We start from the raw sequence: 17,473 nt of genomic DNA on the forward strand, positions 1-17,473 counted from the left end.
CTTAAGTACAATTCGTTTTTTTCTTATGTAATTCCTTCACAATCATTCTTTATTATATCCCCTTTTCCTGCTCTCATGTTAAAATTTGCCTCAAATAAAGATAGCGCATGTATTAAGCAAATCTCATCATGTTTCATAATTTCCTCCTCTGTTTTTAACACCACGACATCCCTTATTTTCCGGTACGTATAAGTTCCCGCTTTACGCAAAACACCTATATAGCATAAAAATGTCATATATTCAGTAACTGCCACTTTCCATATGTGCTTTGAAAAGTACGGAAGTATCCGCCTTTTCGTATACCTTTTTGCATAACTACACACGTATTGAAGAGAAATACACTCTCCCACTGCAAGCTCCCCTATACACTTCATATAGAGGAAAGCTTGCCATATAAATGGGTTTGTTTGTAAAGCAAATGCAGAAGGGAGTGGAACACCAATTTCAGAAGGAAAGCTTGCTGGAGTACATTTAAATTGATATAAGAGGCGTAATAATGACTTATAATTATAATTCCAAATCGGCAGGGCATTTTTGCGGAAGTAGTTCTTTCTCTTCTCCCACTCTTCACCCAATCTTTCTTTCCCGAAAGGAACGGGAGAAAAAAGCATTTCAAAAGTAGTCGTATCAGTTGGTAAATATATAGTATGTGAGAAAAAAACATTTGTAGAAAAGGGAGTGACAAATGCACATTTCATAAATGATTTTTGTTTCGGACAGAAGAAAATAAGAAGTGGCTGAGGATAAGATTGTAAGGAGAAAGCCATAAGTGAGGAAAATTTCATCCAATATGCAGATTGCTTTTTCAATTGATTTCCACCAACGATCCAAATGACCTGTATACCAGCTTGCCAATACGAATATGTTCTTTTGTACAGCTGTTCTATAGCGAGGTTTGCACATTGGTATTCAATTGCAATTTTTCTGCCCGCCCTCTCTACAAAAACATCTGGTCGTTGCTTAATTTCTGGAAGGTAGTACTCTATATCCACCTGAAAGTTTTGACGCTTGAACCATCTATATAACAATTCTTTACCGTGCATATGATACGTTGATTCCGCTTCATAAAAGGCAAGACATGAATCCACTTTTTTATGAGCAAAATGCCAAGTTTTTTGTTTCCCTAATTTCATTTGCACTTCCTTTCCACAAGCTACACAAAAGAATCGTTCTTGTTGACGCATACGGCGCAAAAGCTTTTCATTACAATTATAGAGTAAATGAATTTTCTCTCCGTTTTCTCTTTTAGCGATAAATATCGTAATCACACCCTTTCAGCTCCTTATATTCTACAATTTGTTACAAATTCCTTTTAAAAAAGAGATGTCCCAATTTCGGACATCTCTTTTTATAATAAAGGTGATAATAAGCGGTATGTTGATTCAACAATTCGTCTATGAAGACGTCTTTTATGAAAATGATCAACATGAATTTCACTTGATTCTTCTAAATCATCTTTAAAGTCTTGAACAAGTTTTCGAATGCTATCTGTATCATATAAAAAGGCATTTACTTCAAAATTCAAATGAAAACTTCTCATATCCATATTAGCTGTCCCAATTGAAGCTAAATCAGAATCGACGATGACAACTTTACTATGAAGAAAACCTTTTTCATATTCATATATCTTTACACCTGCATCTAAAAGCTCTGGGAAGTACGATCTCGATGCGTAAAAGACAGTCCGCTTATCCGGTTTACTCGGCATTAATAAACGAACATCAATACCAGCAAGTGCAGCAACCTTTAATGCGGATAAAATATCATCATCCGGAATAAAATACGGCGTTGCAATCCAAATAGATTTTCGAGCAGAAGCGATCATTGCAAAATATAAATGCTTAATCGTTTCCCACTTATTATCGGGGCCACCTGCAACTAGCTGCACTCCTCCCCAATGATCACCCTCAACTGCTTTTGCTTGTAAATATTCAGGGGCTAGCACAGCCTCACCAGTCATATAAAACCAATCTTGAAGGAAAATAAGCTGCAAACTTTGTACAGCTTCACCACGCAAATATAAATGTGTGTCTCGCCAAAAGCCGAAGTACTTATCCTTCCCTAAATATTCATCACCAATATTTAATCCACCTACAAAGCCTTCATTTCCATCAATAATAACGATTTTTCGATGATTTCGATAATTAATTTTATCGTTTAAAATCGGAAAGCGTACAGGGAAGAACGGAATCATTTCGACTCCTGCATCGTTTAATTCTTCAATATACGATTTTGATAATTTAAAACTTCCAACCGCATCATACAAAAAACGAACGACTACGCCCTCTTTCGATTTTTGTATTAAAATATCTTTAATTTCTGTTCCTAACTTATCATCACGCACAATGTAATATTCCATATGAATGTGATGTTTCGCTCGTTTTAACCCATTTAAAATAGCCTGAAACGTTTCATCTCCATTTGTTAATGTCCTCGTTTCAGTTTGAAATGAAATATTTAAAGCACCTAATCGATCCGCTAAACGAAATAACAGCTCTTGATGCTTATGATTGCGTAAAATTCGTTCTTCGTAATCTTCATGCCCTTTATATTGTAAAAACGCCTGTTCATCAAGTAACGCCTTCTTTTGGAACATTCTTTTTCTCCGAAAATTTTGTCCGAATAATAAATAAGCGAAGAATCCAAATACCGGAAAAATTCCTAAAACAATTAACCATGTAAGTGTTTTAGATGGATGTCGATTTTCTAAGAAAATAACGCAACCAATTAAAAACGCAGATACTGTAAATAAAATACTGATAATACCTAAAATCGAAACATCTTTTATCCCAATCACATCTGAATAAAATGCTACATCAATAAACATACGTAACGAAACAAATAATGCGAACAATAGCAGTATAAAGAAAATCAGCTTTAACGTATTTTTCATCTCTTACCTCCTAACTAAGAAAGCTTTCCTATTCTTCATATAAAAAGCCGATTTCATACTACAGAAATCGGCCTACGTTTTAGCAGGAAAATTATTGCGAATCGTTTCAAGAGCATGCTCTTTCACAATTTGTTTTCCATACTCACTTACACGATGAATTGTTAAAGTTGATTCTTCCCCATATTCTAAAATAATACTTAAAATACGATCGATTTCTTCTTCATCATGTAGCACTTCATCGAATTCCACATATACATAATAGCGGTTCTCAAATGAATACAGCTCATCTTTTATATCTTCAAAGATAAGACGATGACTTAATGAAATGACATCTTCAAAATCATTAAACTTAATTAAAAAGCCAAACGTACCATCTTCATTAAAGTTTGTTCCTGTTTGTTCTTCTACCTCTTCGACTAATTCTTGTTGGAATAATGATTCGATGCCTTCATCTAGAGGAATATCTATAATTTTGTCTACCCCTATCGGTAGTTCCAGCTTTTGCCCGTCTTTTGAAAGCTCTGCTTTCGTGACAAGTACTTCAATCCCTTTATCGACTGCTTGCACTTGAATCCATAACGGTCCATCAATAAAGAAATCGTCATGATCACGAGCTTCGTCCATCATCTCCCAAAAGAGCTCTTCACTTCGTTCGCGATCATACCAAATCTCTTCACGATTAAATCCTCTATCCTCTATATCAATGTACGTAATAAAAAATTTCATCGTATGATCATTAATTCTTTCAATATCCAAAATACAACTCTCCCTTCCTGCTTAGAATTGTTATGAAGGGATTCCCCACTCATATGACAAATCAATAGATTCTTGTACTCTCATTTTATGATAAGATTCTCCAGAATGGAAATAAAATCGATTTATTTTACAAAAATAGTTATATGCCTATCTTTACTCGATCAACTACATAAATATATTATTATAGCGATTTCTTACTTACAAAAAATTTGGACATACATTTCCACATTCCCCCGTACACTGTAATAAAGTGAAACTTCTATTAGAAGAGATTATTTAACAACAACTTTCTTCATCACATACATATAGTTCGCTTATTAAAACATCATAAATGGAGGCAGACGAATGGACTTAGAGTTTTTAACATCCGTACTAATGATTGTCGGTATCGATGTTGTATTAGGTGGTGACAATGCAATCGTCATCGCACTAGCTAGCCGAAATTTACCTGAATCGAAACGAAATAAGGCTATTTTGATCGGTACTCTTTTAGCGATTGTACTAAGAATTGTCCTTACTATACTAGCTGTCTATTTACTCGACATTCCATTTCTACAATTGATTGGCGGGGTTTTACTTACATTAATTGCAGTCAATTTATTAACCGATAATAGCAACGATCTTTCTTCTATTCAAGGAAAAACAACTTTATTTCAAGCTGTGCGGACAATTGTTTTCGCGGATCTCGTTATGGGGTTTGATAATGTTATTGCCATTGCAGGTGCAGCTCACGGGAGATTTTTACTCGTCATAATCGGCTTACTCATTTCTATCCCGATTATTATTTGGGGCAGCAAACTTATTTTAATACTTATGGAGCGATTTCCATTCCTCATTTATTGCGGTGCAGCAATTCTTGCCTATACTGCAGGAAAAATGGTTACACATGAAGACAGACTTGCAACCTTTTTTCATAACAATCCAAGTTTCACTGCAAGCATTCCTTATTTGTTCATTTTCACTATTTTATGCATCGGCTTTATTGTACAACAAGTTCGATTACGCAATGTGAAACATTAAAAAAAACCTTCTACTATATAATAGGTAGAAGGTTTTCATATTATTATAATTAATTTACAAGACGTTGTGCTTCACGTAATTGGAACGTTCTTACTGTACGTGGTAAGAAACGACGAATTTCGTCTTCGTTGTAACCAACTTGAAGGCGTTTCTCGTCAATCATAATTGGACGACGTAAAATCCCTGGATAGTCACGAATCATCTTATATAAATCTTGAAGTGGTAAAGACTCTAAGTTTACATTCAATTCTTGGAAAACTTTCGAACGAGTAGAAATAATCTCATCCGTTCCGCTTTCTGTCATACGTAAAATCTCTTTAATTTCCTCAATCGTTAATGGATCTGAGAAAATATTACGTTCTGTATAGGGAATATGATTTTCCTCTAGCCATAATTTCGCCTTTCTACAAGACGTACAGCTTGGAGAACTATATAATGTTACCATACAAAGCTCACTCTCCTTAAAGAGTACAAATTCTGTACTAAATACAGTTTTAATTTCTAACTTCAGCAATTTTTCGTGATAACTTGTCTTATTGAAAAGTACAAAAATCACATTTCATGTAAGCAACAACTTATAATAAACAACAATTACTTTTAATAAGTAACTTCTATAATCATTATACAATAGATTTTGCAAGAAATATACAGTAAATTTCCTGCTAGTTGAGAAAACTCTCCCGTGTATTTCACTGCTATGTAACATGATTACGCTCATTTCAGCTGTACTTTAACAATAACTTTCAACCCTTTTACTACTCACTTCCCATAGATTTTTCATATAATATATAGTTATTTATCTATAATCTTCCCTATGAAAAAGAGAACGTTTTCTTACTTTTTCTTGATAAATCAATTAAGAAATGTAAGACTATACAAATGAGAATAAAAAGGAACATTTGTTCTTATTCTAACAAATATCCTCCCTCCTGTCTACATGATTTCTAAAGTAAATTAAATATTTTTCTGACATTTCTTTCTTTTTCATTTTTTATCTCATACAATAAACATACAGACAGGCAAAGGGGGAGTTTTCAAATGATTGCTTTTTTTATTGATTTTATTACGGTTGCTGCCCTCATCATCGGAATAACAGCATTGATTGGTGTCATTACAAATAGCATCGGCGAAAAGCTCTTTGGTGGAAAAGAAAAAATGAAGTTTGTTAACAAAAGTTTGGATGTACAATCTGGCTGGAACCAAGTTGGCGGAAAAGGCATTTATAAGAAACGAACGTATTAAAAAAAGCAGGTGATCACCTGCTTTTTTTCTTATTTCTCTACTGACGCCCATTTAAAGCTTAAATCGCCGCCATATTTATGGTTATACATATTTTTAATTGAATCTCTTTGTAAATATGCTCTACCACGTTGATATACTGGAACGATCGCAGCATCATCAAGTAACATTTTTTCTGCTTCTAATAAGTTCTTCCAACGAGCATTTACATCGCTTCCATCTTTTTTCGCCTTCATAATGATTTCATCGTATTTTGGATTAGAGTACTTCATCTTATTTTGTGACCCATCTGTTACAAACATATCAAGATATGTAATTGGATCTGGGAAGTCCGCACTCCATCCAGAGAATGACATGACATAATCGCCCGCATCTTCTAATTTTAGTTTTTGTGCGAATGGTTGTTGTTTAATTTTTACTGTTAAACCTGGTAAATTCTTTTCTAATTCACCTTTTAAATATTCACCAGTTTTCTTTGATAACTCTACATCTTCATTTAATAATTCTAATTCGATTTCATTTTTACCAAGTTCTTTTTTACCAGCTTCCCAATATTTCTTCGCTTCTTTCACGTTTGGTTTTACAATATCCCCGTTTACAGCACGGAAATCTTTTTTATCTGGTCCTTTAATGAAGTTATCAGGAATTAATCCTGTCGCTGGCTTAGAACCGTTATTTAATAATGTATCCACGAATGGCTTACGGTCAAAAGCAAGTGAAATTGCTTTACGAATATTTTTATTTGCTAAAGCTGGATCTTTTTGATTTAAACGAAGGAAGAATACAGATGTATCTTCTACTGTTTGGAAATCTGGTTTTCCTTTATATTTATCAATAAACTCCGCTAATAACGACGCTCGATCAATTGCATTTGTTTCATATAAGTTAATTGGCGTAGATGTATCTTTTACAATATTAAAGTTTACTTCTTCAATCTTCACTTCTTTATTGTCCCAATATGACGCGCTCTTTGTCATTTTAAAGCTACGTTCATGTTGCCAATCACTTAATGTAAATGGCCCGTTATAAAGCGTTGTATTCGCTTCCAAACCAAACTTCGTACCTTGCTCTTTCACAAACTTTTCATTCACAGGATAGAAGATTGGATATACCATTAAATCTACAAGGTATGGAATTGAATTATCTAATTCCACTTCTAATGTATAATCATCAATCGCCTTTACCCCTAATTGATCCGGACTCATCTCTTTTTTATTAATTTTCTCTGCATTTTTTATATCATACATAATGTACGCTGATTTCGCAGCTGTATCTGGGTTAATCGCTCTTTGCCATGCATATACGAAATCTTTTGCCGTCACAGGCTCACCATTTGACCATTTTGCGTCTTCACGTAATTTAAATGTATATTTTTTACCATCTTCTGATTTTTTGAATTCCTTCGCTACACCAGGAACTAGCTTATCATCTTTTCCTAAACTGTATAAGCCTTCCATCGTATTAGTCATTACTCTTGAAGAAACTGCATCAGCTGATAACGCTGGATCCATCGTTGGAATTTCTTGTGTTTCAATTAAGTTAATAACTTGCTTCGCGCCGCTTTTTCCGCTATCCCCTTTAGCGTTTGCTTGCGATTCATCTTTTTGATAGCTACATGCCCCTAACATCATGCTCATCGCTACTGTTGATGCTACAAAAACTGGTATCTTTTTTTTCATACTTCCACCCTCCAAAAAAATGTTAACCCTTTCATTTTCAAACAAAAAGAAATATATATATGTTCTAATAATTCATATTATACACACAAATATATTTTTTGTATATTTATATTTCTATTTCATTAAAATTTTTCGTTAAAAAATATACCTTTGTAAACGTTTCATATTGCTGATTATTCATACTAAAGTGTTAAAAATAATATTTTTTATACTTTTCTAAATTATCAGAGAAAAACGAATTTTATATCTCATAATATTTTATGTATAATTATCCTTTTGTTTTTATCATAAAATAGCACTCTCTTCATAATAAAAATATGTAGGCTAAAATGAGTGCAAAGGTTAAGAAAGTATGTTACGATACATTTTGCTAAAAATAGATATCGGTAAAGAGGGGACGGACATGGCAGCAATTCAGGCAAAAAACGGGCCTACTGAGAAATTAAGTTTATTCTTATTAACATGGCCTATTTTTCTAGAAGTTTTTCTTTTTATGTTAATGGGGATCGCTGATACTTTCATGTTAAGTGCATTATCAGACGATGCTGTATCTGGGGTTGGTGCAGCGAATCAATATCTTCATATTGCGATTTTGGTATTAGAAGTCATCGGGAACGGCGCTGCTATCGTTGTATCTCAATACCTCGGTTCCAAACGCTTTATGGAAGCATCTAAAATATCAGCATTAGCCGTCACATTAAATTTAATAGTTGGGCTCGTTATAAGCGCTGGTTTTCTTTTATTTTCGAAACATATGATGCTCGCAATGAACTTACAAGGCGATGTACTAACGTATGCGCAAAACTACTTATCTATCGTCGGAGGAGCTATCTTCCTACAAGCTATTATTAACTCATTAGCCGCAATTATCCGTGTACACGGTTTTACAAAGCAAGCGATGTTTATTTCACTCGGAATGAATATGATTCATATCGCTGGAAACTACGTACTCATTTTCGGGAAATTTGGTTTCCCTGAGCTCGGTGTACAAGGGGCTGCAATTTCTTCCGCTATCAGTCGATTGATCGCACTTATTGTTTTCTTCTGGTTACTATACCGCGTTATGGAATATCGTGTGAAATTACAATATTACTTCACTTTATCCAAAGAATACATTGGGAAAATTTTAAAAATTGGCATTCCATCTGCATTTGAACAAGTGATGTATCAAGCTTGTCAAATCGTCTTCCTTTATTACGCAACGTACTTAGGAACGGAATCATTAGCTGCTAGACAATACGCTACTAACATTTCCATGTTCACTTATTTATTTGCAATTGCAATTGGTATGGGAACAGCCATTATTATTGGCCGCCTCGTTGGTGGTGGCGAAAAAGATGAAGCATACGAACGCTTATGGAAAAGTGTAAAATGGGCAATTGGTGTAACTTTATGTATGGTCGCTCTCGTTATTACATTCCGTACACAATTAATGGGACTGTTTACAGATAATCCGCACATTATCGGGTTAGGCGCAAGTGTTCTTTTACTAAGTGTACTACTTGAAACGGGACGTACGATGAACATCGTCATCATTAATTCGCTTCGTGCAGCTGGTGATGCAAAATATCCTGTTTTAATCGGTGCATTCTCTATGGTGTTAATGAGTTTACCACTAGGTTACTTTTTCGCCTTTCATTTAGATATGGGGCTCGTTGGTATTTGGCTAGCAATCGCCATCGACGAATGGACACGTGCCATTATTATGTTCTTCCGCTGGAAAAGTAGAGCATGGGAGCGTTATGCGCTTGTTAAACCTGAAGAACAAGAGGAGAATGTTTCTGTTCAAGTTCAGTAATTTTGCATATGGATATCACTAATGATACATGAGATTTATATCGGCGATTCTTTAAATATATCGACTGACCGACAAATGTATACAATTCTTTTATATAGTAGAAAAAGAGCCATCCTTCCATAACAGAAGAATGGCTCTTTTTCTTATTGATAAATCTCTTTATATTTCTTGTACTCCGCTTCCGAACATAGTACGAAATGTCCTGGGCGAATTTCACGCATTGTTGGTGCTTCACTACCATAATTATGCTGTGATGGATCATATACGATACGTTTACGATTGCGCTCATAATCTGGATCTGGAAGTGGAATCGCTGATAATAGTGATTTCGTATATGGATGAATTGGATTCGCATATAATTCATCACTTGTTGTTAACTCAACGATTTGGCCACGGTACATTACACCAATACGGTCACTAATGTATTTTACCATTGATAAATCATGGGCGATGAATAAGTATGTTAAACCTTTTTCTTTTTGTAACTTTTTCAGTAAGTTTACAACTTGCGCCTGAATCGATACGTCAAGTGCTGAGATCGGCTCATCGGCAATGATAAATTCTGGGTCTACAGCAAGCGCTCGAGCGATACCGATACGCTGACGTTGTCCACCTGAGAATTCGTGTGGGAAACGGTTTGCGTGCTCTTTATTTAAACCAACTGTGTTTAATAGTTCATGAACACGGTCCATGCGCTCTTTTTTACTTTTCGCTAGTCCGTGAATATCGATACCTTCTGCAATAATATCCCCTACTGTCATACGAGGGTTTAATGATGCATATGGATCTTGGAAAATCATTTGCATTTTACGGTTGAATTTCTTCAGCTCTGCGCGTGATTTTTTACCATGTACATTTTCACCATCGAATAACACTTCACCAGCAGTTGCATCATATAAACGAATAATCGTTCTTCCAGTTGTCGATTTACCACAACCTGATTCTCCTACAAGACCAAATGTTTCTCCGCGGTAAATATCAAATGAAATATCATTAACCGCTTTGACAACACCACCACTCACGTCGAAGTGCTGCTTTACATTTTTTACTTCAATTAATTTCTCACGTTGTTTAGTCATGTTGTTCACCTGCTTTCATTTGAAGAATGCGTTTTTCAACGACTGCCGGCGGTTTTACTTCTGGAGCTTGCTCGTGAAGTAACCAAGTTGCCGCATAGTGCGTATCACTTACTTTAAATAAAGGTGGGTCCATTTCAAAATCAATTTTCAGTGCCTGTGGGTTACGTGGTGCAAAAGCATCTCCCTTTGGCGGCTTCAATAAATCTGGAGGCGTTCCAGGGATTGCATATAACTCTTCTTCTGAACCATCTAAACTTGGCATAGATGCGATTAAACCCCAAGTATATGGGTGTTTCGGATTGTAGAAAATTTCATCTACAGTTCCAATTTCAACAACTTTACCAGCGTACATAACTGCCACTCGGTCCGCAACGTTTGCTACTACACCTAAGTCATGCGTAATGAAAATGATTGCTGCTTCTGTTTTTTGCTGAATGTCTTTCATAAGTTCTAAAATTTGCGCCTGAATCGTAACGTCTAGCGCTGTTGTCGGCTCATCGGCAATTAATAATTTCGGGTTACAAGCTAACGCCATCGCAATAACTACACGCTGTCTCATACCACCTGAGAATTGGTGAGGATATTGTTTTAAACGAGCTTCTGGATTTGGAATACCTACAAGGTCAATTAACTCTAAAGCAACTTTACGTGCATCTGCTTTACTCATCCCTTGGTGTTTAATTAGACCTTCCATAATTTGATTTCCAATTGTCATCGTTGGGTTTAATGATGTCATTGGATCTTGGAAAATCATCGCAATATCTTTACCGCGTACTTGCTGCATTTCTTTTTCTGTTAATTTTGTTAAGTCACGACCTTCAAATACGATTTCACCATTTTTAATGCGTCCAGGAGGATTCGGAATTAATCCCATTAACGCTTTAGAAGTAACTGATTTCCCTGAACCAGATTCTCCTACAATCGCCAATGTTTCTCCTTTTTTCAAATCAAAAGTAACGCCGCGTACAGCTTGTACTTCACCTGCATGTGTATCAAAGGAGACTTGTAAATCTTTTACCTCTAACAATGTTTTCATCTTTGCCTCTCCCCTCTTTTACTTACGCATTTTTGGATCTAACGCGTCGCGTAATCCGTCTGCCATTAAGTTAAACGCTAAAATTAATATACTGATGACAACCGCAGGGATGAACATCATATGCGGATACGTTTGAATAGATTTATAACCATCATTTACAAGAGAACCTAGTGACGCAAATGGTGGCTGAATTCCTAAACCGATGAAACTTAAGAACGCTTCACCAAACACCGCTGATGGAATTGTAAACATCGTCATTACGATAATAGGTCCCATTACGTTTGGAATTAAATGTTTCACAATTAATTGTGTATTTGTTGCACCTAATGTACGAGATGCTAATACATATTCTTGGTTTTTTAACTTTAAGATTTGTCCACGAACAATACGCGACATCCCTATCCAACCTGTAATCGCCATCGCAAGTGTAATTGACCAAATACCAGATCCCATAATGATTACCATTAAAATAACGATGATTAAGTATGGAATACCGTTAATAATCTCCATAATACGTTGCATAATGTTATCTACTCTACCGCCGTAGAATGCTGAAATACCTCCGTATGCAACCCCAATTACTAAGTCAATTGCTGCCGCTAAAAGAGCGATATATAATGATACGCGTGTACCTTCCCATGTTCTTGTCCATAAGTCACGGCCAAGGTCATCTGTACCAAACCAGAAGTACTCTTTAATATCACGTTTTTCATATTGGTCAACACCATATTGATCTGTACCGTCAAATGGTAACCAATGAACATTTTCAATAACTGGAATTTTTGGTGGTAATTTCGCACGACCTAAATCTTGCTCTTTATACGAGTGTTTACTTACCATCGGTCCAAAAATCGCTAATAGCGCAATGATAACTAACAATACAAGGCCAAGCATCGCACCTTTATGTTGGAATAAACGTCTTCTTACATCTTGCCAAAACGTTAAGCTTGGACGGGCAATGACTTCATTATCAACATTATTTTGATTGGCTTGTTGAAATAAATCTGGAGATAATTTTTGTACATCTTTCATCATTTTTTCCCTCCCGCTAAACGAATACGAGGATCAATAATTCCGTATAAAATATCGACAATGAAAATAACTAAAATGAAGATCGCACTATAGAAAATCGTAGTTCCCATAATAACTGTATAGTCATTTAAAGTAATCGATTTAACGAATTGTTCCCCAAGTCCTGGTACAGCATAAATTTGCTCGATAACAAGTGTTCCTGTAATTAATGCCGCAACCATTGGTCCTAAAATTGTTACAACTGGAATTAACGCGTTACGAAGTGCATGTTTGACAATGATAACGCCTTGGCTAATTCCTTTCGCTTTCGCTGTTAAAATGTAATCGGCTTGCATAACTTCAATTAATTCTGCACGAGAGAAACGTGCGATTGTCGCGATAACTCCCATCGATAATGCAATTGTAGGCATTACAGTAAACTCTGGTCCTTTCCAGAATGCTACTGGGAACCAGCCTAGTTTTACCCCTACGAAATATTGCAGTAATGCGGCGAATACGAATGATGGTACCGACATTCCGAGTACCGAAATAACTGTTGCACTATAATCTACCCACGTATTATTACGAAGTGCGGCAACAATACCTAAAATTAAACCGATAAATGTTCCTAATATAATCGCTTGTAAACCTAATTGGGCTGATGGTCCAATACGATCCACAATCATGTCTGTTACTGGGCGGTTATCATATTGGAATGATACCCCTAAATCACCTTTTGCTAAGTTACCTAAGTAACGTGCATATTGAACTGGTACCGGATCATTCAATCCGTATTTTTCAAGAATGATTTCTTTTTGTGCCGGTGATAGCTTCTCCTGGTTTTTAAGCGGAGAACCCGGAAGTAATTTCATCAAAAAGAAAGTCATTGTAGTAATTAAAAATAATGTCAAAGCCATGTACACGAAACGTTTTAATACATAACGTCCCATAGTCAAGCACCTCCCCGTTTTTCTCAAAAGCAATAAGATAGTTTAAAATATTCTTACTTTTATTTTTTTAAAATAAGAGCATATGCCCATCATAGGCATATACCCTTGTAAACGATGGAAAAAAAAGATTATTTTTGTTCAACAGATGCCCATTTGTAAGTTAATTTACCACCATAGTTAATTGGGATAATATCTTTTACGGCACCTTTTACTACATACGCTGAACCTTTTTGGAAGATTGGAGTGATAACTGCATCCTCTTTAATTAACATCTTCTCTACTTCTAGAAGGTTGTCCCAGCGAGCTTGTAAATCTTTTGTATCTGTTTTAGCTTTTAGGATTAACTCATCATATTTCTGATTAGAATACCCTGTTTTATTTTGAGAACCATTCGTAACAAACATATCTAAATATGAGATTGGATCTGGGAAATCTGGTCCCCAAATACCAAACGCAATATCATATTGCTGAGAATCTTCTAATTTATTTTTTTGTGCGAATGGTTGCTGTTTAATTTTAATTGATAAACCTGGTAAGTTCTTTTCCATCTCACCTTTTAAGAATTCCCCAACTTTTTTAGCATCTTCATTATCAAAGTTTAAGAATTCTAGTTCGATTTTATCAGTTCCAAGCTCTTTCTTCGCTGTTTCCCAAAGCTTTTTTGCTTCTTTTGGATTTGTTTCAACTAGCTTTCCATTTTCAGCTCGGAAATCTTTTTTATTTGGACCTTCAGCGAAATCTTTTCCAACAAATCCGTAAGCTCCAATTGCGCCGTTATTTAAAATAACTTTTGCAATGTTATCACGGTCAAAGGACATTGAAATTGCTTTTCTTAAGTTTTTATTACTTAAGTACTGATTACTTTGATTAAATCTTAAGTAAGCAACCCCTGCCTCTTTTCTTGTTTGGAACTCTGGGCTTTTTCTAAACTTATCAACAAATTCAGACGTTAAAGCCGCCCGATCAATCGCGTTTGTCTCATATAAATTTACATCAGTTGCTGTATTTTTTACAATATTAAAGTTGATTTCTTCAATTTTAACCGTTTTATTATCCCAATATGAAGGATTCTTCTTGAATTGGAAACTTTGTTCATGTTTCCAATCACTCATAACGAATGGACCGTTATATAATGTTGTATTTGCCTCTAAACCAAATTTATCACCTTGTGCTTTTACAAAGTTTTCATTTAGTGGGTAAAATACTGGATAAACTGTTAAATCGATAAAGTAAGGAACGGGATTGTCTAATTCTACTTCTAATGTATAATCATCAATCGCTTTTACACCTAATTGGTCAGCAGGTAATTCTTTTTTATGAATTTTCTCTGCATTTTTAATATCGAACATAATGTATGAATACGTTGCTTTTGTATCTGGATTTACTGCTCTTTTCCATGAATACACAAAGTCTTTAGCTGTTACCGGTTCCCCATTCGACCATTTCGCATCTCTTCTTAATTTAAATATGTATTTCTTCCCATCATCTAGCTTTTCGACATCTTCTGCAACTCCAGGCATTCTCTTTTGATCTTTGCCAATACGATATAAACCTTCCATCGTATTATTTAATGCTGTAGAAGATGAAGAATCAGATGCTAATGATGCATCCATTGACGGAATTTCAGATAACTCTGTTAAATTAAGAATCTGTTTTCCGTTACTACTACTCGTAGCGTTCTCTTTCCCTTTTGCTTTTGCGTCATCTTTTTGGTAGCTACACGCGCTAAGCAACATACTTGCAGTTAAAGTTGATGCAAGTAATAACGGTATCTTTTTCTTCATGTTGTGTTGCCTCCCCTAATTGCACTTCCTGTACCCTCACTTGTTAAAAAGTAGAATTGAAAGAATAATCTCCAAGTTTCTACAATTTTCATTATACATATAATATAACAATTGTGAATATAGTTTTTTGTTTTTTTGTTAAAATTTTTAATAAAATATTTATATTTTTAATTTTTCGTAAAGGGATACATTAACATTGCTACCATCATCTTAAAATCAGACCTTTAATTGCGTATAATTTTCAAAAAATTAATCCTAGTACTTATTATAGCTTTTATAGTATAATAATTCTAGTAATATTTTGACGGAGGGGAATATTTTGAATAAAGTTTTTTTTCATACTTGTATACTAATTTTTATAGCGATGATTGCTTCTAGTATTGGTGCATTCCTCATTTCATCTCAATTTTTGTTGAACTTTGTCAACATTTTGTTTTATATTGCACTGTTTTTTATTCTTATCGGCGGTTTTTTATACATATTTCAAAATGGTTTTTTCAATGTAACCATTTACGCATTCCAAAGAGTATTTGGTACGAACAAAAAGATTGACTCTTTAATTGAAGAAGTCGAGGAACCTACAGATAAGAAAGAACGTATTTATAAAACATATTCATTCAAATGGACATATCCAATTTGTATTACAGGTATCTTCCTTGGGTTGTTCTCGACCCTTATTAGCTTTACTATTTTGATGTAGTTTGCAAACACTATCCCATATGATATAATAATCAGCAAAACATTTTGTTATAAAACTTTAGTTCTTTCATATTAAAAGAGCTCAAGTAACAATAAATAAATTTATATGTATGCGATGATAAAGAAGAGTACATATTGAGGCAATTTCAGAGAGCTTGTGGTTGGTGTGAACAAGTAATTGTACAGTATGGAATGGGCTTTTGAGCACCAAACCGAACCGAAAGTAGTAGGCTTTGGCGTTATATCCTAACGTTATCATGGATTAGAGAGATTTCACAGTAGTGAAATAATTAGGGTGGTACCGCGGTCCATTCGTCCCTATAGTTTTTGGGATGAATGGGCTTTTTTGTTTGCCTTCTCTCCCCCCCATCACGCATTCAATTTTAGGAGGAATTACTTATGTCAGTTATCTTTTCTGGTATTCAGCCAAGTGGAACGATTACACTTGGAAACTATTTAGGCGCAATGAAGCAGTTTACAGAGCTTCAAAATGAACACGACTGTTATTTCTGTATTGTAAACCAACATGCGATTACAGTACCTCAAGATCCCGTCGGACTTCGTAAAAACATCCGCAGTCTTGCTGCACTTTATGTAGCATGCGGCATCGATCCTGAAAAAGCTACTTTATTTGTACAATCAGAAGTACCAGCACACGCTCAATTAGGATGGATCATGCAATCTGTTGCTTACGTTGGAGAATTAGAACGTATGACGCAATATAAAGATAAAGCTTCGGGTAGAGATTCAGTTCCAGCTGGATTACTTACGTATCCACCATTAATGGCTGCTGATATTTTACTTTACAACACTGAAATCGTACCAGTTGGTGATGACCAAAAGCAACATATGGAATTAACACGCGACCTAGCAGAGCGTTTCAACAAACGCTTCCGTGAAGTGTTCACAATTCCTGAAATTCGTATTCCAAAAGTAGGCGCTCGCGTTATGTCATTAACAGAACCTACGAAGAAAATGAGTAAATCTGATCCGAATCCAAAATCAATGATCAGTATGCTTGATGAACCAAAAACAATTGAAAAGAAAATTAAGAGTGCTGTTACTGACTCTGAAGGTATTGTGAAATTTGATAAAGAAAACAAACCTGGTATCTCTAACTTATTAACAATCTACTCTTCATTCTCTGGAAAAACAGTTGAAGAAATTGAAGCAATGTACGAAGGAAAAGGATACGGCGACTTCAAAGGCGACCTAGCGCAAGTAGTCGTAGAAGCAATTCGTCCAATCCAAGACAAATATAACGAACTAATCAACTCACCAGAACTAGACGAAATTCTAGACAAAGGTGCAGAAAAAGCAAACCGCGTTGCATTCAAACAACTACGCAAAGTAGAAAACGCAATGGGACTAAGCAGAAAACGTAGGTAACATATAAGGTGGAAGCGGCTCGTTTAGAATGTGAGGGGGATGGAGCTCCTGACGTAGAGGCGCTTTTTGCCTCGCAGGAAGGCGCGAAGCCACCGAACATTCTTGCCGCTGGAGCTAGATTACATATAAAGCGGAAGCGG

At 35.4% G+C, this 17,473-nt stretch carries 15 protein-coding genes and 1 other annotated feature; of the genes, 5 read left to right on the plus strand and 10 right to left on the minus strand.

The window, feature by feature from the left end; all coding sequences use genetic code 11:
• Positions 1 to 23: 23 nt before the first annotated feature.
• From GBN78_RS03865 to mecA, 3 genes are all read right to left on the minus strand, one after another.
• Positions 24 to 1,268, minus strand: coding sequence for a competence protein CoiA (locus GBN78_RS03865; protein ID WP_152126973.1), 1,245 nt, complete (start codon positions 1,266 to 1,268; stop codon positions 24 to 26).
• A gap of 80 nt (positions 1,269 to 1,348) precedes the next feature.
• A complete protein-coding gene (locus GBN78_RS03870) occupies positions 1,349 to 2,893 on the minus strand; it encodes a cardiolipin synthase (protein ID WP_152126975.1) in 1,545 nt (514 codons plus the stop codon).
• Between the two features lie 72 nt (positions 2,894 to 2,965).
• Entirely contained in the window at positions 2,966 to 3,649 is a 684-nt protein-coding gene (gene mecA / locus GBN78_RS03875) for an adaptor protein MecA (protein ID WP_000350716.1), read from the minus strand.
• A 345-nt stretch (positions 3,650 to 3,994) separates the two neighbouring features.
• On the opposite strand from mecA, the gene GBN78_RS03880 reads away from it, so the two are divergent.
• Entirely contained in the window at positions 3,995 to 4,669 is a 675-nt protein-coding gene (locus GBN78_RS03880; protein WP_000362615.1) for a TerC family protein, read from the plus strand.
• A 49-nt stretch (positions 4,670 to 4,718) separates the two neighbouring features.
• On the opposite strand, the gene spx is transcribed toward GBN78_RS03880, so the two are convergent.
• Positions 4,719 to 5,114: a transcriptional regulator Spx gene (spx, locus tag GBN78_RS03885; RefSeq protein ID WP_000258267.1), complete on the minus strand. Its 396-nt coding sequence runs from the start codon at positions 5,112 to 5,114 to the stop codon at positions 4,719 to 4,721.
• A 593-nt stretch (positions 5,115 to 5,707) separates the two neighbouring features.
• Here spx and GBN78_RS03890 point away from each other — a divergent pair.
• The gene (locus GBN78_RS03890; protein ID WP_000559971.1) at positions 5,708 to 5,911 is read left to right on the plus strand and encodes a hypothetical protein; all 204 of its coding nucleotides are present in this window, start codon (positions 5,708 to 5,710) and stop codon (positions 5,909 to 5,911) included.
• A gap of 29 nt (positions 5,912 to 5,940) precedes the next feature.
• Here GBN78_RS03890 and GBN78_RS03895 read toward each other — a convergent pair whose 3' ends face one another.
• The gene (locus tag GBN78_RS03895) at positions 5,941 to 7,587 is read right to left on the minus strand and encodes a peptide ABC transporter substrate-binding protein (RefSeq protein ID WP_000727250.1); all 1,647 of its coding nucleotides are present in this window, start codon (positions 7,585 to 7,587) and stop codon (positions 5,941 to 5,943) included.
• 352 nt (positions 7,588 to 7,939) lie between these two features.
• On the opposite strand from GBN78_RS03895, the gene GBN78_RS03900 reads away from it, so the two are divergent.
• Positions 7,940 to 9,385 carry an MATE family efflux transporter gene (locus GBN78_RS03900; protein ID WP_009327244.1) on the plus strand — a complete coding sequence of 482 codons (1,446 nt, stop codon included), beginning with the start codon at positions 7,940 to 7,942 and terminating at the stop codon, positions 9,383 to 9,385.
• 143 nt (positions 9,386 to 9,528) lie between these two features.
• Here GBN78_RS03900 and GBN78_RS03905 read toward each other — a convergent pair whose 3' ends face one another.
• The 5 genes from GBN78_RS03905 to GBN78_RS03925 form a co-directional block, all read right to left on the minus strand.
• Positions 9,529 to 10,464: an ABC transporter ATP-binding protein gene (locus GBN78_RS03905; protein ID WP_000166348.1), complete on the minus strand. Its 936-nt coding sequence runs from the start codon at positions 10,462 to 10,464 to the stop codon at positions 9,529 to 9,531.
• Positions 10,457 to 11,500: an ABC transporter ATP-binding protein gene (locus GBN78_RS03910; RefSeq protein ID WP_000854346.1), complete on the minus strand. Its 1,044-nt coding sequence runs from the start codon at positions 11,498 to 11,500 to the stop codon at positions 10,457 to 10,459. The genes GBN78_RS03905 and GBN78_RS03910 overlap by 8 nt, the downstream gene beginning before the upstream one ends.
• An 18-nt stretch (positions 11,501 to 11,518) precedes the next feature.
• A complete protein-coding gene (opp3C, locus tag GBN78_RS03915; RefSeq protein ID WP_000974106.1) occupies positions 11,519 to 12,535 on the minus strand; it encodes an oligopeptide ABC transporter permease in 1,017 nt (338 codons plus the stop codon).
• Positions 12,532 to 13,461, minus strand: coding sequence for an oligopeptide ABC transporter permease (gene opp3b / locus GBN78_RS03920; RefSeq protein ID WP_000534172.1), 930 nt, complete (start codon positions 13,459 to 13,461; stop codon positions 12,532 to 12,534). Before opp3b ends, opp3C begins: the two co-directional genes overlap by 4 nt.
• 128 nt (positions 13,462 to 13,589) lie before the next feature.
• Positions 13,590 to 15,245 carry a peptide ABC transporter substrate-binding protein gene (locus tag GBN78_RS03925; RefSeq protein ID WP_000727219.1) on the minus strand — a complete coding sequence of 552 codons (1,656 nt, stop codon included), beginning with the start codon at positions 15,243 to 15,245 and terminating at the stop codon, positions 13,590 to 13,592.
• Between the two features lie 319 nt (positions 15,246 to 15,564).
• Here GBN78_RS03925 and GBN78_RS03935 point away from each other — a divergent pair, with 319 nt between their 5' ends.
• Together GBN78_RS03935 and trpS are read left to right on the plus strand one after the other, a co-directional pair.
• Positions 15,565 to 15,945, plus strand: a complete 381-nt coding sequence (locus GBN78_RS03935) for a DUF3899 domain-containing protein (RefSeq protein WP_001044997.1) — start codon at positions 15,565 to 15,567, stop codon at positions 15,943 to 15,945.
• A 105-nt stretch (positions 15,946 to 16,050) separates the two neighbouring features.
• Positions 16,051 to 16,267: a binding site (T-box leader), on the plus strand.
• Between the two features lie 76 nt (positions 16,268 to 16,343).
• On the plus strand, positions 16,344 to 17,333 hold the full coding sequence (gene trpS / locus GBN78_RS03940) for a tryptophan--tRNA ligase (protein ID WP_000110985.1): 990 nt from the start codon (positions 16,344 to 16,346) through the stop codon (positions 17,331 to 17,333).
• Positions 17,334 to 17,473 lie beyond the last annotated feature (140 nt).

The organism is Bacillus sp. B2-WWTP-C-10-Post-4 (assembly GCF_009183805.1).
GTDB lineage: Bacteria > Bacillota > Bacilli > Bacillales > Bacillaceae_G > Bacillus_A > Bacillus_A cereus.